Raw genomic sequence first — 24,526 nt, 5'->3', positions numbered from 1 at the left:
CCGGAAAGAATAAAAGATACTTTTTTATAACCAAATCAGATGAAATTAAAAATGCACTTCGATTCCAGCAAATGCTCCTTTAAATTCTAAATCGGAGTAAATATTATCTAAATCTTCTAGCTCTAAGCTAACGGCTCGATATCCCAACTGAAATGTCACGTCTAAAGCTAAATTTTCCATCAAACTATAAGTAATGGCAGCCTGATAATCTGTTAATGAGTGGTCGTCGATACTCAAAAAACTACCTTCAGCAAACACACCAAAACCCGTAAATGGTAAGCCAAATTGTAGTTTTGAATACAGCATAGGTACAGGACCAGAAAACTTTTCAAATCCAGTTAAACTAGGATCATCTTTGTCCGTGACTAATAACTCCCCTTCAAGGTATTTGGCGTTAATACCAAAATCAAAACTAATTAGGTCATTATCAAAAAATTCATAATATAAAATAATGTCAGTACTACTAAGCATGACATCAGCTGTAGCGTCTGAATTTGCAGTAAACAACTTGCCACCAAAGGTGTAGTTACTATTTAACGTCGTTTCACCTTGGGTATCCATATCTGTTTTTTGCACTTTAAGATTGGGAATAAGCGGAATAGGATGTTCGAAGGCGGCATAGATATTCGACTTAGCTTTTTGGTCAAAATCAAATGTTTGGTTATTGCCATCTTCTGAAAAACCACCATCAGCTTCCATATTCCAACCTTGTGCACCGGCATACAAACCTAATAAGGTATCTGCTTGGCTAGAGAAACTGGCACATAATGTGATAATCCCTAAAGTAATCGCTGTTTTTTTCATTGTTTATCCTTGATTTAACAATTCACTTAATTCGATTAGAGCAGCATTTGCACGGGAAATATAGTTTGCCATCACTAACGAGTGATTAGCTAACATACCAAAGCCGCTGCCATTCAAGACCATAGGGCTCCACAAAGATTCCTGCGTGGCTTCTAATTCACGTATAATTTGTTGTAGGCTAACTTGAGCGTTTTTCTTGTCGAGTACGTCGGAGAAATCAACTTCCACTCCTTTCAAGAAATGCAATAAGGCCCAACTTGCTCCTCTTGCTTCATAAAAGTTGTCGTCTAATTTCCACCAGCTAGTTTTATCACTTAATACCTTGGCGCTAGGTGTTGATTGATGGGCTTGGGCGTCGCCAGCCAAACTGGTGTCTAAACGATCTTGGCCAACACTTGTACTTAAACGTTGAGATAAACTCCCCATGCGTTTTTCAACTTGTTTTAACCAATCTCGTAAATTATCAGCCCGGGCATAAAATTGCCCCTGTTGCTGACTAGGATTAGACAGACTACTTCTATAGGCAATCAGGTTATCAATGCCTTCTTGGTATTTTGATTCTGCTGAAGGTAACAACCAACTTAAACTATCGATATTAAACTGAGGTTGCGCTTTGGTTAAAAATGGATTTTCTAAGGATTGACTTTGTGAGCGACTAAAGTCTTTACGCATAGCTAGGGCTAAGTCCCGAGTCATTTCTAATGCACCAAACTCCCAACTTGGCATATTATCCATCATCACACTCGGTGGTAAAACATCATTCGACAAATACCCCCCAGACTTATTCAATAAGGTTTCGGCTACGGTAATTAAACTCGTGGTAATAGTGTAACCGGCTACAACCTGCTCTTGATTTTGAGTTGCCTGCTGATTCGCTACAGCAAAAGGTTCAAAGGTATCTGGCTCAAAACTCCAAATAAACGACAATATCCACAAAAATACGATAAATATACTAATGTAACCAATAAGCCATTTAGGCGTAATATACTGTTTCATTTTAATCTCTTAATGATGATGTTTGTGAGCCATAGGTGGCTTTACATGAGCTTGGAAACTAATTTTCTGTCCACTTTTTGTGTGTATAGACAATTCTAGCAGCTGATTTTCGCTTAATGTTTGTTTTAATCCAAATAACATTAGGTGCAATCCTCCCGGGGCAAATTTTACAATTTTCCCCGCCTCGATTTTCACCTCAGCTTGTTGTTGCATTTTCATCATTCCGTTATCATGAACGTGATTATGTATCTCTGCTTTATCGACAAAATTAGCTTCTGCGCCAGTTAAATATACAGCCTGCTGTGATGTATTTTCAATGGTAAAATATGCCGAGGTATTAGGCACGCCAGGAGGCAATAACCTTACAGTCGCTTGGGTCACTAACAACTCAGCTTGAGATACAGAAGCGTATAAAAGACTACAGCATAAACTTAACACTAATATTGCAATGCGGAACATAATCACTCAATCAATAAAATTCTTTAGGTGATTATTCAGCAAATTTCAAAAACTTACTACTAGAACACTCTATTATATTGCGCTAATTGGTCAATTAATTACCAATATTAATAAGCAGGCTCTTTTCTATCCTTAACCAACATATAAACCACTAACGCAAATAAAATAGCAGGCCAGAACACACTTATTCCTGCAATAAACAATCCCACGGCAGCAGCGAATAAACCTAAAAGTACCGCACCAAATATACTAATGGCTACAATAAAACCAATAATAACTAACATAACCACTACTCCTGTTACAGCCAAAATTGCAATTAGCGGCTCAATATCTTGATCAGCCAAAGACATGCTCCAATCAAACCATTGGGTGGCTATGTGTCCAAAACATGAAGTCAGTACTATCGCTATCAAAATGGCCAAGATTAAATTCTTAAACATGAGTTTTTCCTTTGTTTCAGATCCTTTGGTTCGATAAATGAATCATAGTTATCTATTGGGTAATAACAGAGTCGCGGTGACATAAGCCACGGCAGTTACCACAGGTAGCGCGATCAAACATACAACAGCGGCAATTCGCACTACTAATCTTGGTACATCCCAATGTCTGGCTAAACCACTACATACGCCGGAAATTTTACGGTGAGTAGCATCTTTATATAATCTATTTACTTCAACATAACGTCTCATAGAATTCTCCTTAGAAATCCGATTCAATAATCATTACAAAAAAGAGTCGCTAGTGACTAAAGCTCATGCCACTAGCAACTAGTGGATCTAAGCCACTTTTTTACGCAATGCTTCTAACTCTTGTTCAATTAAACTTTCATTTTCTAGTTCTTTGAACTGAGCATCTAAACCTTGGGACTCATTAACTAAGTCATAGGCATCAACTTGGGCTTCTAAATCATCAATTCGACGTTCGTATTGCTCGAACTTAACAATGGCATCATCAATTTTTATTGAGTGAGTTTTATTTTTAGCTGTCATACGTACTGACGCTGAACGCTCTCTAATGATTAACGATTTTTGTTTAGCTCTTGCTTCAACCAACTTATCTTGAAGTTTACCTGTATCGGCTTGCAACTTAGATAATGACTCATCGACTAATGCCATTTCTTCAGTAAGCGAAGTTAACTTTTGCTGGCAAGCGTGTTTTTCAACTAGTGCCGCTTTAGCTAGGTCTTCCCTGTCTTTCTCCATAGCTAAGGTCGCTTTTGATTGCCAATCCTTAACTTGTTGCTGCAGCTTAGAAACTTGACGTTCAACATGACGTTTTTCAGCAAGGTTAGAAGCGGCGACTGAACGTAATTCAACCAAAGTTTCTTCCATTTCTTGAATTAGAAGCTTAACCACTTTAACTGGATCTTCGGCCTTATCTAAAATCGCATTAATGTTTGCTTGTACTATGTCCGACATTCTTGAAAACATACCCATTTTGATTCCTCCAAAAGATTATTAATGAGTTTTACTGCTGGGCTATTCCAGCACTACCAGAACTATTACAAGTCGTGTGCCAACTTCAAAAACAAGCTTAAAACACTGTTTTATAAGGTTATTTTATACTTCCTTGATTTCCACCAAATTGACCACTTAGTGAAATTAACCACTGTATTGGTGAATTTAACCTAAATATGGATATTAATAAAAAGCGCCAAAGAAGACGGATAAGTGAAACAAATCCAAGCAGTTTAAAGAGAATTCACAAATAGCATCATGGCTAGAAGCATAAAAAATAATAGAAAAGTTTGAGTGAAATCATGAAGTAAAAAGGGTGTAAGAAACCCAACGGTTAAAGGCTTGATAATAATTTGATGTGTAGAAGAGAATGTAACAACAGATAAAACAAAAAACGGTCAATACAACAATTAGAGACCGTTTCGATAACGAATAGAATTTGCATAACCAGCTGGTGCTGGCTTTTTGCGTATTGATTGAAACGCACTAAAAGCAAGGGCACCGGCTAAATAGGTCATGACTGGCATAAGTAATAAAACTAACAAAGATGATTGATAAAACATACACCACCTCCTTATTCAGCTGATACTTTAGCTACCTCAACTTTATTCTGTTTTATGTCAGTGATAGTTACCCGAGTTTTAACCACTTTACCTTCAGTTAAATTCACTTTCTGAGCCGTATTAACCACTGATTCAGTTAAGCTATTTTGCAATTCTTGTTGAGCAACTGTCATAGCCTGATTAACTAATTTGGTCACATAAGTTTCTAATGAAACATCCACAGCTTGAGCGCTAGTGCTGGCAACAAGACCAAAAGTTAAAGCAACGGCGGCGATTTTAGATTTAGCAAACATAATATATTCCTTGTGTTTTGTGTGTGCTGCCAAACCATTTTGGCAGTTATTTGTTAATACGCAGTATCCATTGCTATAGTTGTGCCAACTCTTAAAAAACCTATATGCAGTTGATTTTATTAGGTTTTTATTCTTTCATTTTGAGAAATATAAATATTACATTTAGTACAAACCCAACAAAGTGGCTTTTTTAACCAACCTGTGGTCAAATTTACCAATGAGAATTTATACCAAGCAGGATCTTAGGAATTAAGCAGTAATTATGAGGGAGTTTATACCAATCCACCTTAATATGTAGTCACTCAGCGAGAGTTTAAAAGGGTTTAATCAAGGCGCATGATTGATAGCTCTTTATTAGAAGACAACTAGTTCTCTTTCGAGGTCATGCAACACAGAGCAAACCCTTTTAAAACTCGCCTGATAGGAATGCCCCAGCGACTTTTGCGCCTATTTTTTAAAAAAGAGCTGGTTCTCGCTATTTGAAAGGGAACAACCATTACTGCACAGCGACGCCTTAATCAAAATCCGCTGGATACATTCTGAGCGCTCACATATTAAGGTGGATTGGTATTATTTATAGATACCGCCCTTTTAAGGCAACATCTCAGATTGAAATTTTGTTGCTTGAGCTTGTGCTTCCAATAACGTATCCAAGGCATCAGTTAATAGTTCAATACCTGCGTCCCGCTTAGTGCCATTCTGGCTTAGATACCGGCGCCAAATACGCCCACCAGGTTGACCTTGAAACAACCCCAACATATGCCTAGCTACATGCCATGGTCGTGCACCTAGTTCAATTTGTTGTTCAATGTAAGGCAACATAGCTTGAACGATTTCAACGCGAGTTTTTGCAGGCCTAGTGGCAGTGGATGTAGTACCTTGATAAAAACGCTGATCAACTTCAGCTAAAATATATGGATTGCTGTAAACCTCGCGGCCAATCATTACACCATCTAAGTGTTGAAGGTGATTTGCTGTGTCATCTAAGGTTTTTACCCCACCATTGATGCTAATGTGTAGATCAGCAAATTCTTGCTTTAACTGATACACCCTGTCGTACATCAAAGGCGGTACATCACGATTTTGTTTGGGGCTTAAACCTTTAAGCCAAGCCTTACGGGCATGCACGGTAAAAATCTCACAACCAGCATCGGCCACCACATCAATAAAATTGGTTAAGTCCCGGTATTCGTCCATATCGTCAATACCAATTCTTGATTTCACTGTTACCGGAATATCCACTTCAGCCTGCATGGCTTTTATACATTGAGCGACGGTTTCAGGCTCAGCCATTAAACACGCACCAAAACGACCGTTTTGTACCCGATCAGATGGACAACCAACGTTTATGTTCACTTCGTCATAACCATACTCTTGCGCCTTTACGGCACACCTAGCCATGTCAGTAGGATCAGAACCACCTAACTGTAAAGCAACAGGATGTTCGGCATCGTTATAAGCAAGGTAATCACCTTTACCAAAAATAATCGCACCTGTAGTGACCATTTCTGTGTATAACAAAGTATGTTGGGATATTTGTCGCAAAAAATAACGACAATGTTTATCTGTCCAATCGAGCATAGGCGCGACAGAAATAGTGCGATTAATTGGTGAAGCCATCTGTAGCCTTAATATTTGCTGATTAGAAAAGGCGCGCATTTTAGCTGATTTTAAATTTCAATACCAACCAGGATGAAATTAGCCTTAATGACAACATACACCAATGATAAACAGCCTCTAATCTATAGTATTTCGGACATATTTTGGCTATAGGCTATATATAAATCTTGGCTCAACTAAAAGTATCTCTTAATGATTTGGTGATCAATGAGAACAATACTTTGGCAAAATGAAAATCTACCCTCTGACAGCTTGTATGATCAACCCGAAATTACACATTATTTACAATAAACAGTATTCAAAGAATAGGATTGAGCGTAATATAACTGCAGCTGTAAAGATGAGGAATCAAGCCATGGCAAACCAAGACAATTCTCGAAGAGACTTTTTTAAAAAGACTGCTGCAGCTTCGGTTGGCTTAGCTCTATCCCCCGGATTACTTTCTGCATCAGAACCGCAGAATAAAAAATCGCCTATACCTGCTATTCAACCAGAGTGGCGAAATAAACAGTCGGGCGCTCACTACCGCATGTTAGGCAAAACTGGAATGATGGTATCCGAGTTAGTAGTGGGTACCTATCCTTATAAAAACGAATCTTTTTACCCAGTGCTGGACTATGGAATTGAACGAGGAGTCAATTACTTAGATACCGCAGCTGCCTACACTCAAGGGCAAGTCGAATCAAACTTAGGTAACTACATAGCCCAAAAAGGTATTCGTGAAAAAATATTTTTGTCGACCAAATTAAGTCATTATGGTGGTTATTTACATAGCGTTCTTAGGGATATTGACAAAGGTCTGCCACAAGGCAAAAAAGACGCATTAAGAAAAAAAGCGGATCAAATGATTGAATACCGAGGTGTATTAAAACCTGGTTACCACATGGACTTTTGGGATGGGCAAAGTAAGCAGGTCTTTGAAGCCTATTATTACCATGTGCTTAAGCAAGAATATGGTTTCAAATCAGAATGGAAGTCTAAGATTAAAAAACACACTTATGGGTTATTAGAAAGTGGATTAAAACGCCTGAAAACGGATTATGTAGACGTTTTACACTGCCCACATGGCATTGCTATGCCCGAAATGATGGATGATGAAGTGCTTAAAGAGTTATTCTCTGAGTTTAAACAAAAAGGGTTAATTCGCGCTTCCGCAGTTTCATTTCATAATGATGTGGCAGGTAATTTATCCAAAGCCATTGAGGTTGGGTATTATGACGCGACTATGTTTGCTTACAATATTGCAAATCATGCGGCGCTAGAAAATCTGATATATAAAGCTAAAGAAGCTGGACTAGGTATGGTGGCCATGAAAGTAGCAAGACTCTTATGGATGGAAGACCAACCAGAATGGAAGAATGAAGACAGTTGGAGGTTAAAAAAACTCAACACTACGCTCCCAGATCCGAGCTTATCTAAATTTGCTAAATCCTACTTATGGGCCTTACAAAACGCAAACTTATCCTGCTGTGTCGCTCAAATGGAAACCGTAGAGATGTTTGCAGACAACATTAAAATCATGGGCAAAAAAGCAGAAACACTGACAGTTTAAGTTAATACTAATTCCAGTAAATAATTACCATATAGACACTAAAAAACCAGTGCATGTTGTGCACTGGCTTTAAATCTTTGGGACTATTCGACCAACTTTATAGAGGATTTCCTTCAGGATCTAATTCAACGATGTTTTTAAACAATGGTTTAAGACTATCGAATACTTTTGCTTTATCTCCCACTACCACAGTAATCATTTCATCCAATTTTAAATGTTTAGTCGCTAAGGCATTAAGCTCGTCTTTTGTGATTTGAGCTAAAATGGCATTTTGTTGCTCTTTGAAACTTTTATCTAAATTATAAGTCATGATTTCAGCTAAAAAGTTTAACTTCTGTCTGGGTGTTTCAAAATTACGAGCGTCTCTTTGGCCGATAGCATTTTTCACAAATTGTAGTTCTTGGTCAGTCATGCCTTTTTCAGCATAAGCTGATATTTCATTTCTAAATTGTACGATGGAATCAGCGGTGGTATCTGCTCTCACACCGGCCTGCGCTTTATAAGTCCCCTGAAATTCATTACCTCTAAATAACGACCAGGCACCGTAGGTATATCCTTTATCTTCGCGAAGGTTTAGGTTGATACGGCTGTTGAATGCACCGCCTAGGTTGTAGTTCATTAAATCTGCTCGGTAATATTCACCAGTGGCGTCATAGTTAAGAGCACGTTTACCAATACGAATTTCTGATTGGGCTGCATCAGGCTTATCTATAAAATACAAGGTGCCCGCACTTAACTCAGGGAAGGCTTGGATTGCAGGCATGCTACTTGTGTTACCTTGCCATAATTCCAACCCTGATATAGCTGCGTTAACTTGTTTGTTATTTAAGTTACTTACCACAATTAACTCAGCTTTTTGTGGGCCATAATGTTGTTGATAAAAAGTTTTTACATCTTCTAATGTAAGCTTTTCAACTGTTGCTACACTGCCATTATCAGCATAAGCAAAACTATTATTGTTTCCGAATAACAATTGATTAAATGTATTGCTGGCGGTCGTGCTGGCATTTTTCTTGGCGTTTTTTAAACCTTCAATTTGTTGTTTTTGTAAGCGAGTGAAATCTGCTTGATCAAATTTAGGCTGAGTTAATTTTTCAAACGCTATGGCTAAAGTCTGATCTAAATTTTTAGTTAAGCTTCGAATATTCAAAGTAGTGAATTTATCACCGGCCGCAAAACTAACTTGAGAGCCGAGCTTTTGTAACTTATTAGATAAATCTTCGGCGCTAGATAGGCGGGTTTGCTCGCCAACCATAGCGGCGGTTAACGATGCTAAGCCCAATTTAGCAACACTTTCTCTAGTTTGCCCCGCAGGTATGCGTAAACGTATAGTAGTGGTAGGTACTTCACTATTTATGGCACCCAACAGCTTGATACCATTTTTAGTTTGAGCTCGGTAAATTTCCGGCACACTAATACTGGGGTTTTTACCCGATGGAGGAATAACCGAGCGATCAAAATCAGAGGTTCCAGGACGTAGAACTAAATCAGACGTATCTTCATTATCGGGTATATTGCGCTCATATCTTTGCCATGTATCTGGTTTGATTATCTTATCGCCTTGTCCTTTAGGCACTATGCTCATGACTACAGAGTGTTGGTCTTTTATATATTTTTTATAAACCCGCATTACATCTGCTTTCGTCACACCTTCATAACGTGCAACATCATGCCCAATACCATTTGGGTTATTTCGAAAGGTTTGATAGGCGGCAAGCTTACTTACTTTACCGCTAACACTTTCAAGGCCGTATATCATGCCTGACACTATGCCTGCTTTAACCCGCTCGATATCGTCATCTTGGGCTCCTCGGCTTTCAAATTCTAACAATGAATCACGGGCAATTTTTTCTAGTTCAGCTAAGGAGGTACCTGGAGTAGAAAAGCCATATAAGGTAAATGTACAACTTAGTTCGCTGCAACCATGCCCTGCTTGCGCTTGAACTGCTTTGCCATTTTTCACCATATTTTTGTATAGCAAGGAGGTTTTACCTGAGCCTAAAATAGACATAAGTACGTCTAAAGGCGCTTCATCTGGATGATTAACATGTACCGTTGGATAGGCCATATACATCAAAGGCATTGAAACATTATCTTCCATTGATATATAGCGGTCTTCAGGCAAAGTCACTTGAGTATATTCAGGATCTTCAACTTCTGGCCCTCTTGGAATGCCGCCAAAGTATTTTTTAACCCAAGCCAAAGTTTGTGCCTCGTCAAAGTCACCGCCTATGGTTAAAGTCGCATTGTTAGGGCCGTACCAACGTAAAAAAAACTTTTTTAAATCATTTAAATTGGCGCGGTTTAAATCTTCGATATAACCAATAGTTAACCAAGAATAAGGATGCCCTTCTGGGTACATGGCCTCATTCACTCTCTCTCTAAGTAACCCGTAAGGACGATTATCGTAATTTTGTCCACGTTCGTTTTTAACGGTTTCTCTTTGATTTTCAAATTTTTCTGGAGTCACAGCATCTAAGAAAAAACCCATACGGTCGGCTTCTAACCACAACATACGTTCTAATTGGTTAGCCGGTACAGTCTCGTAATAATTAGTTCTATCGGTAGACGTTGAACCATTCAAGGTGCCACCGGATTCTGTGATCAAAGCAAAATGTTGTTCATCTGCTACGTTTTCTGAGCCTTGAAACATCATGTGTTCAAAAAAGTGGGCAAAACCAGATTTACCTACCTCTTCTCTGCCAGAGCCAACATGGTAGGTAATATCAACATGCACTAACGGATCAGAATTATCAGGATGCAATATAAGCGTTAACCCATTATCTAGTTCATATTTATTAAAAGGGATAACCAATGCTTCATCTTTTTTAGTGACTGAAGTAATTTTCTTTATGCCGGCGGGCAAAGATAACGATGGGGAAGTTTGTTTGGTAGAAACATGAGAATCTACAACAGAGTCTTTCACACTACAGGCACTTAAACTCATTAATGAGACAATGCCAACACATAATATTGCAGGTTTATTCATATAGAAAACTACTCTTACTATCAAAACTGAATAACAAATAATGATACACAAATTGAAACAGTTAAAGTGCTAATCACTATTTACTTAGGCTTAAATGTAAATATTTGCGACATTTGTTAGTTTGTTATAACACTTCACTTTGCACTAGATTACCGATAGTTTAGAATCCCGTGGTCTGTTGACCTTCAATAAAATTTGTCCCCCGAAGGCCATCAGCCCTAGTCTTTGGAGTTGTTGTTATTATGTTTGCAGTTTTTTCAGTAATTTTTGGTGCCATTTCGACATTAATCTATTTTCTTAATACGATTTTGTGGCTGATCCCCATATTAGTCTTTTCATTCTTAAAGTTGTTGCCTATCCCGATTTGGCAAACATTTATGTCGTATTTATTGGACGGCTGCGCAACTATGTGGATCAGTGTAAATACCTTGAATCAGAACCTTTTTAGTCGCACTAAAATTGAAATAACAGGATTAGAAGGGGTGAGCACTAAAGACTGGTATTTAGTGATTTCTAATCACAGATCTTGGGTGGATATATTAGTTTTACAAAGAGTATTTAATCGAAAAATTCCCTTCTTAAAATTCTTTTTAAAAAAAGAACTTATCTGGGTGCCTTTTTTAGGTTTAGCTTGGTGGGCCCTAGATTTCCCATTCATGCACAGATACAGCAAAGCCTTATTGGCCAAACGCCCGGATTTAAAAGGTAAAGACTTAGAGAACACCCGCAAAGCCTGCGAAAAATTCAAACACAAGCCTGTCAGTATAATGAATTTTGTTGAAGGCACTCGACTAACCGACGAAAAACACAAAAGACAGTCGGGGCAATTTCAACATTTACTTAAACCCAAAGCTGGCGGTATCGCCTTTGTGTTGGGTGCTATGGGCGAACAACTACACAAATTACTTGACGTCACCATACATTACCCCGATGGCACCCCTTCATATTGGGATTTTGTAAGCGGTAAAGTTCGCAGAGTTCAAGTGCAAGTAAAAGTACAATCAGTGGATGAGTTATTAAAAAGTGACGCTTTTGGCTCTGACTACTTCGAAAACCCCACTCAAAGAGTTAAGTTTCAACGCTGGTTAACCGAGCTTTGGTTAGAAAAAGATAAAGATATACAAGTACTTTCTGCAACGCAGAATCCAGATGCTTAGTTTTATACCTTGGGTTGTGATTTTTCCAATCCATTTGGCATTACAACTAATAAACTTAGTTTTATGGTCAAGCCTAATAATTGTTTTAGGCATACTTAAACTAATCCTCCCTATTGCTGTTATTACTAAACTGATTAATCAGCTGCTCAATTGTTTTACTCATGCATTTGGTATTGGCAGTGTACGGCTTATAAAATGTTTCAATTCAGTTGAACTTGATTATCAAATTGACGGCAAACTTAGCCAAACCAACTGGTATTTAATTATATCCAATCATTTAAGTTGGTTAGATATCAACTTATTGATAGGACTAACTGCTGGGAAAATACCAGCTCCTAAATTTTTCCTCAAAAAAGAATTAATCTGGCTGCCCTTTGTAGGCCTTGGCGCTTGGGCCTTAGACATGCCTTTTATGCAAAGATATAGTCGTCAATTTATTGAGAGAAATCCTCACCTTAAAGGTAAAGATATTGAAACCACCAAAAAATCTTGTGAAAAATTTCGTCAATCTCCAACTAGTGTCATAAATTTTGTGGAAGGTAATAGATATACACCAGAAAAACATAAACAAAGAGCTAGTAAATATGTAAATTTACTTCCCCCAAAAGCTGGTGGTATAGCATTCACCTTAGCTGCTATGGGTGAGCTATTTACCAATATTCTGGATATTACCATAGTGTATCCCAATGCTCAGGGCAGTCCCGCGCTCTCTATGTTAGCGGGGAAATTAAAAAAAGTGAGCATTCGGATCAAAGTCAAACCCATTAGCCAACAAGTAATTGGTGACTATTTTAATGATCCAGAGTTTAAACAAAACTTTCAACTTTGGCTGAACCAGGTTTGGTCTGAAAAAGATCAATTAATCACAGACATTAAAGAGAAAAATTAAGTGCAAGAATCAAACTTTATTCATCAGCAATTAGTCAGCGGATTAAACCTAGTTGGGCTAGAAATTCCCACACAAAGTTTAACATTTCAATTAATATCTTTAGGTGTTATTTTTATTTTTGCTTGGATCAGTTTAAAACTATCAGGGCTTATTTTTAATGGCCGTATGGCGTCATTCATCACAAAGAGTAAAAATAAATTTGATGATGAATTACACAAACACGGCTTTTTTAAACGCAGCGGTCACTTATTTCCTGCTTTAGTCATCTATTTACTTAGCCCAATATTAATTGAAAATCAGTCTTTATTAGCGTTTTTGCAAAAATCCGCTGTGGTGTATGTTTTATTTGTCACAGTTATCACTAGTAGTGCATTACTTAACACTATTGAAGATACCTACAATGCATCAAATTTAGCCAAAAAAGCGCCCATTACTGGCTTTATACAAGTGGGTAAACTTTTCATTATTATCATTGCTGGCTTATTGGTGATTTCTAATCTGCTTGATAAATCTCCCCTGCTATTGTTATCAGGCTTGGGTGCTGTCACAGCTATTTTGTTGTTATTATTTCGAGATACGATTTTAGGTTTTGTGGCAGGCATCCAAATTGCCGCTAATCGTATGGTAAATACAGGAGACTGGATTGAAATGCCTAAATATGGTGCTGATGGTGATGTATTGCAGGTGGGTTTAACCACAGTAAAAGTGCAAAATTGGGACAAGACGATTTCCACCATTCCTACTTATGCCTTAATTACAGAGTCAGTGAAAAACTGGCGTGGCATGTCTGAGTCAGGTGGCCGTAGAATTAAACGCTCAATAAAAATTGATCTACAAAGCATTAAATTTTGTGATCAAGATATGCTCGAAGAGTTCTCCAAAATTCGTTATATCAAAGCGTATATTCAATCCAAGTTAGATGAATTACAGGCTTTCCATAAAGAACAAGATATAGATACCCAAGACTTAGTGAATAGTCGCCGTTTAACCAATATAGGCACTTTAAGAGCTTATATGCAGGCTTATATTCAATCCCATCCAAAAATTAATAAAGATATGACCTTAATGGTTCGTCAATTGCCAGCAACAGAACTAGGTGTGCCACTAGAGGTGTATTGTTTTAGTGCAGATAAAAATTGGGTGAATTTCGAGGCAATACAGGGAGATATATTTGATCACTTCTTAGCTATGTTGCCTGTGTTTAAATTAAGAGCCTATCAAAGAGTCAGTGATAGGCATTAATTTTATTAGGCGAGCTTAAGTTGATTTTATTTGGCTTAATTAAATTAAGACCAATTACGCGGTACAAAGTGCGTAAACAAATACCACAAATAACACTAATCCAGATACGCCAAAAAATCCGTATTCAATTTTTGTTTGCAATGGGTTAGTGCCTGCAGGTTGCGGGAACAAGCTCATAATAATACTGCTTAGACCCATAACAAATGTAATCAAAGCCAAGGTAAATAAAATAGGTTCGTACCAGTTACTCATAAATAATTTCCTCAAAATTACTAACTTCCACTATTATGCACCAAAATTAGAAAAAGCGGCATAACACAATAGGTTTTTATTACTTAATATTTTCTCGAGACTATTGGTTCAAACCTTAATAATCTGGTCAATTTCACTAAAAGTAGTAATTCAACTCACTTTCCCTTAACTAAAAAAACAATAACTAATTGTTTTTATTGAATATTCATCCTTGGCCTAGAGCTTGCTCTGCTTCAACTAAACAAATTTAAAAACAAGCGTATTAGGAGAGAGTTATGCGTGCTTTGGTTTTAGCAGGTTTATTGGTTAGTGGTTCAGCATTAGCCACAGACAATCATTGTGATATTAACCTTAAAGGCGATTTTCAAGTTGAAGACAAAGTCATCAGTGTGATGATGAAAGACAAAATCCAAATTGAAATAGATGGCAATTACAACTTAATGGTAGATGGAAAATCTGTATCGCTAAACACGCACCAGCAGACATTAATCCAAGATTATTATGAGGGTATTTATTATGCCATTCCTCAAGCTGCGGATATCGCTGGTGATGCCTTAAAGCTGGCCAATAGCGCAGTCAATGAAGTTTTTACCGAGTTACTAGGTGCAGATAGCCGCGCTTTTGACAAGTTGTCGGTTAAATTAAGAGAATTAGATATTCAAGTAAAACAAAGCTTTTATGCAGATGATGGTTCGCTGCGCATTCATTCCCGCACATTTAATAGTGATGATGTTTTTGCTGATCAGTGGGGTCAAGAATTTGAACAAGTCATTGAGGAAGTGATTACTGAATCTCTAGGTAGTGTAATGATAGCCCTTGGCACTCAAATATTGTTTAGTAATGGTGATATGAATTCGTTTGAGAAAAAAATGGATCGCTTCGGCAAACAGCTTGAACAGAAAATGGAACTACAAGCCAAAATCATTGAACATAAAGCAGACGATCTGTGTCATGCATTAAAGCGAGTCGATGTGACAGAAGCAAAACTTCAAACCAGTATTCAACAACTTAATCAATTAGATATTTTACAGCTCGACAGCCAACGTTATGCTATGTAAAAGTAGTAACAAGGTTTATTAAAAACTAATTCACAATGAAAATAACAATTATGGGATGCGGCTGGTTAGGCTTGCCCGTGGCTAAACATTTACAAGAAGGTGGTCACCAAGTGGTGGCCACTCGCCGTTCTAAACTAGGTGTGGACGATCTCAAAACACACAAAATAACAGCCATTGAATTTGAATTAGGTGAAGCGTTAAATCAAACCAAATTAGAGCCGATATTTGCCTGTGATTTGTTATTTCTGAATATTCCGGTAGGGCGTAAGTCAGCGGCCTCTGCCGATTTTACATCTAATATTGAATCAGTAGTTAAACATGCCAAACACAGTAACATTCGACACATATTGTTTATCAGTACCTCATCAGTTTATGGAGATGAAAGTCGCATAGTGACAGCCAAAAGCCAGCCAAACCCAGTGACCCAATCAGCTACAATCAATCTACAAATTGAACAATTAGTTAACCGTTACTTTGACTCTAATGCAACTGTATTGAGGCTATCAGGACTGGTAGGAAACAATAGGCACCCAGCTAAATTTTTAGCAGGTAAAAAGCATTTAGCCAATGCCAACCAAGTGGTAAATTTGATCCACCAAGATGATGTTGTTTTAGCTATCGATAAAATAGTAAATAACAATATATGGGGACAAAGTTTGGTCTTAAGTTCGGCAGAACACCCCACTCGAAAAGACTATTACACTTGGGCCGCTAAGGAACTAGGTTTATCATTCCCTGAATTTTTAGAACAAGATCCAGATTGCAGCACAGGTAAACGAATAGACGCATCAGGCAGCTTAAAACGTTTAGGGCTTGAGCTGAAATACCCAAGCCCCTACGATATGCTCTAAACTAGCTTGGCTAACCCAATTTAGCCAATTAAAGCACTGCCGAAATATTTTAAGGCCACTGTATTTACAAATACCGCCAATAAAATAATCGGGATAAAAGTACTCACAGAAAAGTTAACATAACGAATAAACCAATTGTTACCTTGAGATTGAGAATTAACGTCCATCTCCTGTGTAAAATTAATTTTTTTCCATCTGTACATTACAAAAATACAAATGAGCAAACCATTTAACGGCAAGATAGTGTCGTAAAATACGTCAATGATCAGGTCAAAAAATGACTTTGATTGCCCAGCATATTGGGTAAATTGGGTGAAGAAATCAGCAACACCAAAAGATGTTGCCGCCATTACACCCATAACCACTAACAATAATCCTAACAAACCCAACGCCTTACGACGTTTGAATTTCTTTTCTTCCATCAATGCTGCTACTGGAACTTCGAAAATAGATACCATAGAAGTAATAGCCGCAAAAAATACTAATACAAAAAACAAACTGGCAACTGCACTCGCTCCCGTATACCCAATACTCGTTTGCAAAGCTAAAAATATCTTAGGTAAAAAAGTAAAAATCATACCTACAGACGAATCACTTAACTCGCTAGTATCAATATTTGGGTTGAATGAAAACACCGCAGGCAAAATTAATAAACCAGCAATGAAAGCAACTGCTGTATCTAACAGGGCCACCATTTTAGCCGAGCCTGCTACGTCACTTTTACTATCAAGGTATGAGCCGTAAGTGATCATAATACCCATACCCAAAGACAGGGAGAAAAAGGCTTGAGACAATGCCGCGCTTACTACTGAGGCATTTATTTTACTAAAATCTGGGATGACGTAATATTTCACTCCCTCAAAGGCGTTGTCTAAGGTTAATACAAAAATAACCAAAGCCACCAACATGATAAATAGAGCCGGCATCATGATTTTTGCTGCTTTTTCTATACCCCTTTTAACCCCACCTTGTAGGATCAAATAAATAATAGCTAACACAGCCAAGGAATAATAAATCAAATCAACACCGTTGATAAAAGAACCAAAGGTATCCGGTGCGGCTAACATATCCAAATTACCTGTCACGGATTGGTACAAATAACCAAATATCCAAACAGTAATCACTAAATAAAATACGGCTATCATGAATGGAGTAATAATCGACAACCAACCAGCTACCTTCCAACCATTATGGTTGTTAGACATAGTTGAATATGCCCCTAACGGATCTTTGCGACTGTGCCTACCCACAGACATTTCAGCTAACATGACTGGCAAACAGATAAAGGCCACAAAAATCGCATAAATCAATAAAAACGCTCCGCCACCATTTTTGGTTGCAGCAACAGGAAACCCTACCATATTGCCAATACCCACTGCCGAACCAGCAGCAGCTAAAATAAACCCTATGCGTGAACCAAACTGCTCGCGAGTCGCACTCATAATTTTTCCTGCGTTATTTTTATAATAAATCCAATATTACCAGTACAAAATTAAAATGTCCCTAACTTGATAATCTTAGGCAGAATTGTATAAGGAAAAAGCTTAATTTGTCACAACTTGGCTAAAATATAACAAGTATTAATCTGGGCATTGGCTAAGGAGATGGTTACGTTTCTTCACTAGAAAGTCTCGCTCACTATTATTCCGACTTAATTTTATCGCAGTATTAAGAGAGCCGATTGCAGCTTGGAGATCCATTAGTTGAATTTCTAATTCAGCCCGAGCTGCGTAGTAAGGTTGATAGTTTTGCAACTCTTGTTCAAGAGAGTACAAAAATTTGTAAGACTCAACTAAATACCCAGAATAAGCTAAAGAAACAGCGCAATTTAACTCAACCACAGGTGATGGATTGATTTTATACAAACTTTTGTAGAGTAAATGAATTTGTTTCCAGTCGGTGGATTGCCAATCTATGGCTTGTGCATGTAAAGCACTAATAGCCGCTTGAATTTGGTAGGGACCGGGCTGGTTTAATCTCAATGCCTTATCAAGCAATGCCCGACCTTGATTAAGCGCGGCACTATTCCAAAGTTTTCTATCTTGCATTTCTAAGGGAATATACCCTGCATCTGAACTTTGTCGGGCCGGGCTTCTGGCATGATGTAATAACAATAATGCCGCTAAGCCTAGTACTTCAGCATTCGGTAGTAAACTCAGCATTAGCTGACTGAGCCGTATAGCTTCTTCAGCCAAATCGTTTCTGGTTAATGTTTGGCTTTCAAAGGCGCTATAGGACTCATTATAAATTAGATAAATCACCTTTAACACACTAGAAAGTCTAGCCGGTAATTGCTCTTTTCTTGGCACCGAATAGCTAATTCCAGCATCCTTGATTTTTTTCTTTGCACGGGTAATACGCTGGCTCATTGCTATTTCAGAGGTTAAGTATGCTCGCGCTATTTCTTTTACCGAAAGTCCGCACAGTGTTCTTAAGGTCAGCGCAACTTGGGCTTGTTGATTCAATGCTGGGTGGCAGCAAGTAAAAATTAATCTCAGGCGCTCATCAGGTACATCGAAATCTTGTTCTGAGAACTCCTGAGGGACACTTTCTGTATTAATTTCACTTAAGGTTCCTAATGAATGTAGGCTGCGTAAATTGGCTTGAGTTTGGCTTTGCCTAAGCTTGTCAATTAACTTTCGTTTGGCAACAGTATGTAACCAAGCACCAGGATTATCTGGTAATGTTTGTTTTGACCACTGCATGCTAGCCTGTTCACAAGCATCTTGTAAGGCATCTTCGGCCAGGTCTAAATCTCGACATAAGTACATAAGTGAAGATAAGAGCTGGCCAGATTCTGCTCGAAAAATCCGAGTTATTGCGTTTTTCAATCTTCAAATATCATAATTGGGCGAACTTCAACCGTACCGTATCGTGCGCTTGGAATTTTAGCTGCCCACATTAGTGCTTCGTCTAAATCTTTACATTCGAATAAATAATATCCACCGAGTTGTTCTTTGGTTTCGGCAAATGGCCCATCAGTAATTTCTGCTTGTCCTTGCCTTACACGAACAGATGTTGCAGTACTTATAGGCTCTAGAGCATTGCCACCGCCCAAGATACCGGCTGAGTTTGCTTCAGCTTCAAACACTGTGTATTGTTCTATCAGTGTTTGCATATCCACGTCATCTTGACCTTCAGTACCGTAAATCAAAGCTAAAAATTGCATATTGTTTCTCCATGATAAGTAGTGATTGCAAATAAATTAGTTTATTTGCACTATACCGTCGAATACCTTATCCATAATCCGACATTATTTAATAAATATTTTTTAATAATTTGAATTGTCAGTTGTGCACCACTAGATATACACCTAAATAAAGTAAATTTAAGGGAGAATTATGACAAACATTGAAACAGCGACATTGGCAGGTGGGTGTTTTTGGTGCCTAGAGTCTGCTTTTAATAGTGTAGCAGGGGTTAAGTCAGCGTTTTCTGGATATGCTGGGGGACACCTTGATAATCCAAGTTACGAACAAATATGCCAAGGTGACACAGGTCATGCTGAAGTGGTACAAGTTAATTTTGACACCGATCAATTAAGTTACCGTGATGTACTGGAAATATTTTTTGCATTACATAACCCCACCCAACTTAATCGCCAAGGTAACGACATAGGCACTCAATATCGAACAGGAATTTTTTATCATGATCAAAAACAGAAACAAATAGCCGCTGAAATTATACAAGAAATTAGTGATGAAGAAATTTGGCCTGATCCAGTGGTTACTGAATTAGTAGAAATAAATAACTACTATCAAGCAGAAGATTACCACCAAGATTATTTTTCAAACAATCCACAAAATCAATATTGCAATATGGTGGTAGCCCCTAAGCTGGCCAAATTCAAACAAAAATTTGCCAGCAAGTTAAAACAATAACCTCATTCCTCTTATTTATTCAAACCAGCTTGCCTGAATTGGCAAGCTAAATAATAAGGGTGCAAACTTTTGATAATTCCGCTTGTTTTGTGGGCATCGAATATTGTTTAAATAAACAGCTTTCCATGGATCGTTCACCATCCACAAAGTCTCATCAATTACGGCCACACCCTCTATTGATATATTATCGGTTTCTTCATAATCCTTACAAACACCATGGCCACCAATAATTTCTGCGTAAAATTCTAAAGGCACTATTTTAGTGTCTTTTTGACCACTCAAGTCAGCAACCCATAACTTTTGGTCATTTCTAGCCGCTAATATTAAAAACTCTTTTCCAGCTGCGGTTTGATAATAGTCCATGCCATTAATAGGATGATTACCGTTTTTAAATTTAGGTAATTTTAACCCTACATCAGTAACCTTGGCGTAATCGTCAGTCGCCCAAAACTCTTTGTCTAATACTAAGGAAAATACTCTAGCTTGTTTTTGTTGATCTTTTTCCATAGCCAAATATAAAGTACGATTTTGTCCAAAAGTTAATCCCTCAAAACCATCATTCGGAAAGTTACCTACTTGCATGTCGGGATTAAATTGTATGGGTTTAATATGCGTAATAGATAACTTTTGATCAGCTTGGATAGCTAGTCTAAGTAATAAGCTTGGATAGTCTGTAGAACCTGTTTCATGATATTTTTCATGACATTGCTCAGTTAATGGCTCTGCATCTGAAGCATCTTCTGTGACTAAATAAAATACACTGTCGTCATCAGGATCAACAGTTAACGCTTCTAAATCAGGATTACCACTCACATAGTCAGCAAAACAACTTAGTTTAGCTTGAGCAGACAAGGTTATCTGCATATCAGGCCCAGATAACTCTGCAGTACGACTATCAATAGCTCGTAAACGTAAACGTTGTGATTCATGAGCACTTCTGTCACTGACAGTCAGTAATTTCCCACGCCAATAAGCTAAACCCGAAGGTTGAGGATCTAGCATGACTTCGCCATTGGTTTCTTTTATCCAATGGCCATACGTTTTCTTAATGTAGTCATTTGGATCTGAGGAGACATTTGGATTACAACTCATCAATGAACAGATACCCAAAAAAATAACCAAAAGTTTCATATGTAGTCCAATCTATATGATTTAAATAGTGTGAAGGCTTGCTCTTTATAAAGACAGCGGTCCATATGGTCAAGTTATTTACTGCATAATTAGGCAATCACATCAAAAATTAAGTAAATACATTGTTAAGTATTTAAGATGGTTAAGCTTTAAGGTAAATAACTTGAGTTTTGGATAAGAAGTGTCGTTTAAAATATATTTAGCCCTATAATTCAATAACTTGCTTATGCTTGTGCGAAAAAGTTTGATCTTTGGGTAGGCTAGGTGATGAAATTTTTCGGGCTTAGGAAGGCGGATAGTCGTACGTAATAACGTGTTATTGCTAGACAATCCAACGCACCTAGGTACAAAAAGAACTTTATCGAGAGGCTCGGCTTATCAAGTATTCAGGTTAAATAGCACAAGATTTAATTTCCTTGGTGATTTATCATGCGCCCAGTCGATATTGTAACAATTAAGAATAACTGGCAGTTATGACTCCAAGTACATTAAAAATCGGTTTGTTTTATGGTTCCACTACTTGTTATACCGAAATGGCCGCAGAAAAAATTCAAACTAAGTTAAATGAACTAGTCGAGTATGAATGTGTTGAGCTGTTCAATATTAGAGAGGTTCCTTTAGCCGAATGTCAGGATTTCGATATCCTGATCTTTGGTATTTCCACTTGGGATTTTGGTGAATTACAAGAAGACTGGGAATCCAAGTGGATTGATATTGCCAACTTAAACCTGACCAATAAAACCGTGGCTATTTTTGGTTTAGGTGATCAACTTGGATACGCAGATTGGTTCCAGGATGCAGTAGGCATGTTGCATGATGAATTGATTATTCTGGATTGTAATATTATTGGTTATTGGCCAAATTCTGGCTACGACTTTGCCGAATCAAAAGCTTTAACCGAAGATCGTGAATTTTTTGTAGGTCTAAGTTTGGATGACGAAAACCAATATGAACAAACCGATGAGCGTATTAACCTTTGGTGTGAACAAGTTCTATCTGAAATAACCACTCAGTAAACGTGACTGCCTCAGACTCTAGAATTCACCAACCTTATTACCGTAACGGCCCCTCTCACCGAGATGGAGCCGATGTTAGCTTTCACGATATAGTCAAAATATTTGGTTTTAGAACCGTAACTGTTGGCAAATGGGTCACAGCACAAGAACAACAAATAGCGGCTAATTTATTCTTTGATGCTTTATTTGATTTGATGGATATTTTAGCCGTGCCCACTCCGGTAATTTCGTTGAATTCCAGTTTGTGTCTAGCCTTTGGGCATGGTGGTCAAAAACATAGTAGCGCACACTACGCATCACAAACCAAAACCTTAGCCTTAGCTAAAAATGCCGGAGGTGGTGCCCTCGCTCACGAATGGTTTCACGCTTTTGATCATTACATAGCCAAAAAGTTATTTTCCAAAGTAAAAGCCCAAGACTTTGCTTCTGCTTGTTGGTTAAAAGATAAGAAACAAATAAAACATGCTTTAAATCGTAAATTAAGCGCATGTTTTGAATCCATATTTTTAGCAGACGATAAAAGCCAAGTCAGTCAGTTTGTTAGTCGCAGCGCTCAAGCCGACAAAGCGCTGAAAGCCTATTATTACGCCCAACCACAAGAACTCACGGCACGAGCTTTTGAAGCTTGTATTCAAGACAGTTTCAGAAAAAATGCCTTTTTGGTACAAGGCACTAAACAAAGCCCTGAGGCCAAATTAGGCATTTATCCCAAAGACAATGAGCGTTCAATCATCAATCAAAACTTTTTAACTTACTTTTCATTTTTAGGGCAAGCCGTTGAAAAGAGCAGTTGAAAAATAAGACCTCGAAAATTTAAAAGCTAACTTTCTTTTTTATGCCTTTTTCAGTAGCATTTCGGCGATTTTATTCCAAATAGTGATGTTAAATTTTGCATACTGTACAACAGCTTAAATCTGGTGCCTTGCAAGGCGTAAAACGTTTGTCACTTGCTGAAGAGCTGACTGAATTACCTATTGAAATTTTATCCTTAGCTGATTCTTTAGAGATTCTCGATTTATCCAATAACAAATTATCCAATTTGCCCAAAGAGCTAGCGCAACTCACCAAACTTAAAATCATTTTTGCATCGAATAATCAATTCGAGACTTTGCCAGAAGTATTAGGAGAATGTAAAAACCTAGAAATGGTGGGGTTTAAGAACAACCAAATCAAACAGGTGCCAGCAAACTCTTTGCCTCATAAATTACGTTGGTTGATACTCACTGATAACGAGATTCAAACGCTACCCGTTTCCTTAGGGGAAAGACCTAGATTACAAAAGTTAGCCTTAGCCGGAAATCAATTGACAGAATTACCCCAATCTATGGCCAAGTTAGAAAATTTAGAACTAGTGCGTATTTCGGCTAACCAACTAACCAAATGTCCAGACCAACTGTTAGCTTTACCCAAATTGGCTTGGTTTGCCTTTGCAGGTAACCCCTTTTGCCAAACAGATATTCAAGTAGATTCCGTACCGACTATCTCTTCCAACAGCTATGAATTACAACAACTACTTGGTCAAGGCGCCTCAGGAGTGATTTCAAAAGCCAGCTGGATAGAGAACAAATTAGCATTGCCTGGCGAGATAGCGGTAAAGGTTTTTAAAGGAGAAGTCACCAGCGATGGTTATCCTCAAGACGAACTCAATGCCTGTTTAAAAGTCGGGTGCCATCCTAATATTGTCAAACCTTTGGCTCAGGTCAATGAACAAGACTATTTAGCCTTAGTCATGGAGTTAATTCCTGAACATTATAAAAACTTAGGGTTACCGCCAGACTTCGATACCTGCACGCGCGACATCTTTTCTGATGGCTTTAGCTTATCCATAAAACAAATAACAAAAATCACAGAACAAATGCGTGAAGTATTTCAACATATGCATAACCAACAGGTATGTCATGGTGATTTATACGCTCACAACACTTTATTCGATGAACAAGCCAATATCATTTTTGGCGATTTTGGCGCTGCTTCTATGTATCACATGTTAAGCAAACAACAGCAGGCTCAAATCAAACAAATAGAACAAAGGTCGTTAGACTATTTTATTCAAGATTTAGAAAGTATTAGTCGAAATTAATTATAGGCAACCGCCAACTGAATAACGGCCTTTTGAGCCAAAGGGGTTAACTCGTTATTGTCTTGTTTTGCATATTCAATAATTTGCTGTTTCATGGATAAGGCCCAGAATTTTTTAAGATGATTGAATATCAGGGCTACCGATTCATCTTTAGTTTGATGACTATTATTATTGGCAATTTGATTGACCATTTTAATTAGCTGTTTAAGTTGTTCATTTGCCATGTTTGGTTCCTG

Annotated in this window: 26 protein-coding genes; 10 read left to right on the top strand and 16 right to left on the bottom strand. The window is 37.8% G+C overall.

Going from position 1 to position 24,526, the window contains the following annotated elements:
- Positions 1 to 45: 45 nt before the first annotated feature.
- The 9 genes from L0668_RS04345 to dusA all read right to left on the bottom strand — a co-directional run bounded on the left by L0668_RS04345 (position 46) and on the right by dusA (position 6,192).
- Positions 46 to 804 (bottom strand): TIGR04219 family outer membrane beta-barrel protein, encoded by a 759-nt coding sequence (locus L0668_RS04345; protein ID WP_235310856.1) that lies wholly within the window; start codon positions 802 to 804, stop codon positions 46 to 48.
- A gap of 3 nt (positions 805 to 807) precedes the next feature.
- Positions 808 to 1,800: a DUF2333 family protein gene (locus L0668_RS04340; protein ID WP_235310855.1), complete on the bottom strand. Its 993-nt coding sequence runs from the start codon at positions 1,798 to 1,800 to the stop codon at positions 808 to 810.
- Between the two features lie 9 nt (positions 1,801 to 1,809).
- Positions 1,810 to 2,259 carry a copper chaperone PCu(A)C gene (locus tag L0668_RS04335; protein ID WP_235310854.1) on the bottom strand — a complete coding sequence of 150 codons (450 nt, stop codon included), beginning with the start codon at positions 2,257 to 2,259 and terminating at the stop codon, positions 1,810 to 1,812.
- Positions 2,260 to 2,366: 107 nt separating this feature from the next.
- Entirely contained in the window at positions 2,367 to 2,699 is a 333-nt protein-coding gene (locus L0668_RS04330; protein ID WP_235310853.1) for a hypothetical protein, read from the bottom strand.
- 48 nt (positions 2,700 to 2,747) lie between these two features.
- Complete coding sequence (locus L0668_RS04325; protein WP_235310852.1) at positions 2,748 to 2,948, bottom strand: PspC domain-containing protein; 201 nt, start codon at positions 2,946 to 2,948, stop codon at positions 2,748 to 2,750.
- An 87-nt stretch (positions 2,949 to 3,035) separates the two neighbouring features.
- Positions 3,036 to 3,695, bottom strand: coding sequence for a phage shock protein PspA (gene pspA, locus L0668_RS04320; RefSeq protein ID WP_235310851.1), 660 nt, complete (start codon positions 3,693 to 3,695; stop codon positions 3,036 to 3,038).
- Positions 3,696 to 4,126: 431 nt separating this feature from the next.
- On the bottom strand, positions 4,127 to 4,279 hold the full coding sequence (locus L0668_RS04315; protein ID WP_235310850.1) for a hypothetical protein: 153 nt from the start codon (positions 4,277 to 4,279) through the stop codon (positions 4,127 to 4,129).
- A gap of 11 nt (positions 4,280 to 4,290) precedes the next feature.
- Positions 4,291 to 4,572, bottom strand: coding sequence for a hypothetical protein (locus tag L0668_RS04310; protein WP_235310849.1), 282 nt, complete (start codon positions 4,570 to 4,572; stop codon positions 4,291 to 4,293).
- A 591-nt stretch (positions 4,573 to 5,163) separates the two neighbouring features.
- Complete coding sequence (gene dusA / locus L0668_RS04305; RefSeq protein ID WP_235310848.1) at positions 5,164 to 6,192, bottom strand: tRNA dihydrouridine(20/20a) synthase DusA; 1,029 nt, start codon at positions 6,190 to 6,192, stop codon at positions 5,164 to 5,166.
- 355 nt (positions 6,193 to 6,547) lie between these two features.
- Here dusA and L0668_RS04300 point away from each other — a divergent pair, with 355 nt between their 5' ends.
- Complete coding sequence (locus tag L0668_RS04300; RefSeq protein ID WP_235310847.1) at positions 6,548 to 7,744, top strand: aldo/keto reductase; 1,197 nt, start codon at positions 6,548 to 6,550, stop codon at positions 7,742 to 7,744.
- Between the two features lie 97 nt (positions 7,745 to 7,841).
- Here the strand turns inward: L0668_RS04300 and L0668_RS04295 are convergent, their stop codons facing one another.
- Positions 7,842 to 10,733 (bottom strand): M16 family metallopeptidase, encoded by a 2,892-nt coding sequence (locus L0668_RS04295; RefSeq protein WP_235310846.1) that lies wholly within the window; start codon positions 10,731 to 10,733, stop codon positions 7,842 to 7,844.
- Between the two features lie 242 nt (positions 10,734 to 10,975).
- On the opposite strand from L0668_RS04295, the gene yihG (L0668_RS04290) reads away from it, so the two are divergent.
- The 3 genes from yihG (L0668_RS04290) to L0668_RS04280 are packed head-to-tail and all read left to right on the top strand — an operon-like array spanning position 10,976 to position 14,021.
- Positions 10,976 to 11,890 carry a 1-acylglycerol-3-phosphate O-acyltransferase, YihG family gene (yihG, locus tag L0668_RS04290; protein WP_235310845.1) on the top strand — a complete coding sequence of 305 codons (915 nt, stop codon included), beginning with the start codon at positions 10,976 to 10,978 and terminating at the stop codon, positions 11,888 to 11,890.
- Positions 11,883 to 12,779: a 1-acylglycerol-3-phosphate O-acyltransferase, YihG family gene (gene yihG / locus L0668_RS04285; protein ID WP_235310844.1), complete on the top strand. Its 897-nt coding sequence runs from the start codon at positions 11,883 to 11,885 to the stop codon at positions 12,777 to 12,779. Before yihG (L0668_RS04290) ends, yihG (L0668_RS04285) begins: the two co-directional genes overlap by 8 nt.
- On the top strand, positions 12,780 to 14,021 hold the full coding sequence (locus L0668_RS04280) for a mechanosensitive ion channel family protein (protein WP_235310843.1): 1,242 nt from the start codon (positions 12,780 to 12,782) through the stop codon (positions 14,019 to 14,021).
- A 54-nt stretch (positions 14,022 to 14,075) separates the two neighbouring features.
- Here the strand turns inward: L0668_RS04280 and L0668_RS04275 are convergent, their stop codons facing one another.
- The gene (locus L0668_RS04275) at positions 14,076 to 14,273 is read right to left on the bottom strand and encodes a hypothetical protein (RefSeq protein WP_235310842.1); all 198 of its coding nucleotides are present in this window, start codon (positions 14,271 to 14,273) and stop codon (positions 14,076 to 14,078) included.
- A gap of 275 nt (positions 14,274 to 14,548) precedes the next feature.
- On the opposite strand from L0668_RS04275, the gene L0668_RS04270 reads away from it, so the two are divergent.
- Positions 14,549 to 15,331 (top strand): YggN family protein, encoded by a 783-nt coding sequence (locus tag L0668_RS04270; protein ID WP_235310841.1) that lies wholly within the window; start codon positions 14,549 to 14,551, stop codon positions 15,329 to 15,331.
- 35 nt (positions 15,332 to 15,366) lie between these two features.
- On the top strand, positions 15,367 to 16,182 hold the full coding sequence (locus L0668_RS04265; RefSeq protein ID WP_235310840.1) for an SDR family oxidoreductase: 816 nt from the start codon (positions 15,367 to 15,369) through the stop codon (positions 16,180 to 16,182).
- 20 nt (positions 16,183 to 16,202) lie between these two features.
- Here the strand turns inward: L0668_RS04265 and L0668_RS04260 are convergent, their stop codons facing one another.
- From L0668_RS04260 to L0668_RS04250, 3 genes are all read right to left on the bottom strand, one after another.
- Complete coding sequence (locus L0668_RS04260; RefSeq protein WP_235310839.1) at positions 16,203 to 17,624, bottom strand: sodium-dependent transporter; 1,422 nt, start codon at positions 17,622 to 17,624, stop codon at positions 16,203 to 16,205.
- 138 nt (positions 17,625 to 17,762) lie between these two features.
- Positions 17,763 to 19,013, bottom strand: a complete 1,251-nt coding sequence (locus L0668_RS04255) for an RNA polymerase sigma factor (RefSeq protein ID WP_235310838.1) — start codon at positions 19,011 to 19,013, stop codon at positions 17,763 to 17,765.
- Positions 19,010 to 19,351 carry a YciI family protein gene (locus L0668_RS04250; RefSeq protein WP_235310837.1) on the bottom strand — a complete coding sequence of 114 codons (342 nt, stop codon included), beginning with the start codon at positions 19,349 to 19,351 and terminating at the stop codon, positions 19,010 to 19,012. The genes L0668_RS04255 and L0668_RS04250 overlap by 4 nt, the downstream gene beginning before the upstream one ends.
- Positions 19,352 to 19,523: 172 nt before the next feature.
- Here L0668_RS04250 and msrA point away from each other — a divergent pair, with 172 nt between their 5' ends.
- Positions 19,524 to 20,063 carry a peptide-methionine (S)-S-oxide reductase MsrA gene (msrA, locus tag L0668_RS04245; protein ID WP_235310836.1) on the top strand — a complete coding sequence of 180 codons (540 nt, stop codon included), beginning with the start codon at positions 19,524 to 19,526 and terminating at the stop codon, positions 20,061 to 20,063.
- Between the two features lie 15 nt (positions 20,064 to 20,078).
- Here msrA and L0668_RS04240 read toward each other — a convergent pair whose 3' ends face one another.
- On the bottom strand, positions 20,079 to 21,194 hold the full coding sequence (locus L0668_RS04240; protein ID WP_235310835.1) for an esterase-like activity of phytase family protein: 1,116 nt from the start codon (positions 21,192 to 21,194) through the stop codon (positions 20,079 to 20,081).
- A 473-nt stretch (positions 21,195 to 21,667) separates the two neighbouring features.
- Here L0668_RS04240 and fldB point away from each other — a divergent pair, with 473 nt between their 5' ends.
- The 3 genes from fldB to L0668_RS04225 all read left to right on the top strand — a co-directional run bounded on the left by fldB (position 21,668) and on the right by L0668_RS04225 (position 24,290).
- Positions 21,668 to 22,210 (top strand): flavodoxin FldB, encoded by a 543-nt coding sequence (gene fldB / locus L0668_RS04235; protein ID WP_235310834.1) that lies wholly within the window; start codon positions 21,668 to 21,670, stop codon positions 22,208 to 22,210.
- 2 nt (positions 22,211 to 22,212) lie between these two features.
- On the top strand, positions 22,213 to 23,004 hold the full coding sequence (locus L0668_RS04230) for a CLCA_X family protein (protein WP_235310833.1): 792 nt from the start codon (positions 22,213 to 22,215) through the stop codon (positions 23,002 to 23,004).
- Positions 23,005 to 23,099: 95 nt separating this feature from the next.
- Positions 23,100 to 24,290, top strand: a complete 1,191-nt coding sequence (locus L0668_RS04225; protein WP_235310832.1) for a leucine-rich repeat-containing protein kinase family protein — start codon at positions 23,100 to 23,102, stop codon at positions 24,288 to 24,290.
- Here L0668_RS04225 and L0668_RS04220 read toward each other — a convergent pair.
- Positions 24,287 to 24,514, bottom strand: a complete 228-nt coding sequence (locus L0668_RS04220; protein WP_235310831.1) for a formate dehydrogenase subunit delta — start codon at positions 24,512 to 24,514, stop codon at positions 24,287 to 24,289. The two genes, L0668_RS04225 and L0668_RS04220, sit on opposite strands and share 4 nt — an antisense overlap.
- Positions 24,515 to 24,526: the final 12 nt, after the last annotated feature.

Origin of the sequence: Paraglaciecola algarum (assembly GCF_021532655.1) — a bacterium.
GTDB classification, from domain to species: Bacteria; Pseudomonadota; Gammaproteobacteria; order Enterobacterales; family Alteromonadaceae; genus Paraglaciecola; species Paraglaciecola algarum.
Note: the sequence above shows the minus strand (reverse complement) of the source record. Positions and strands in the feature narration are given on the sequence as shown.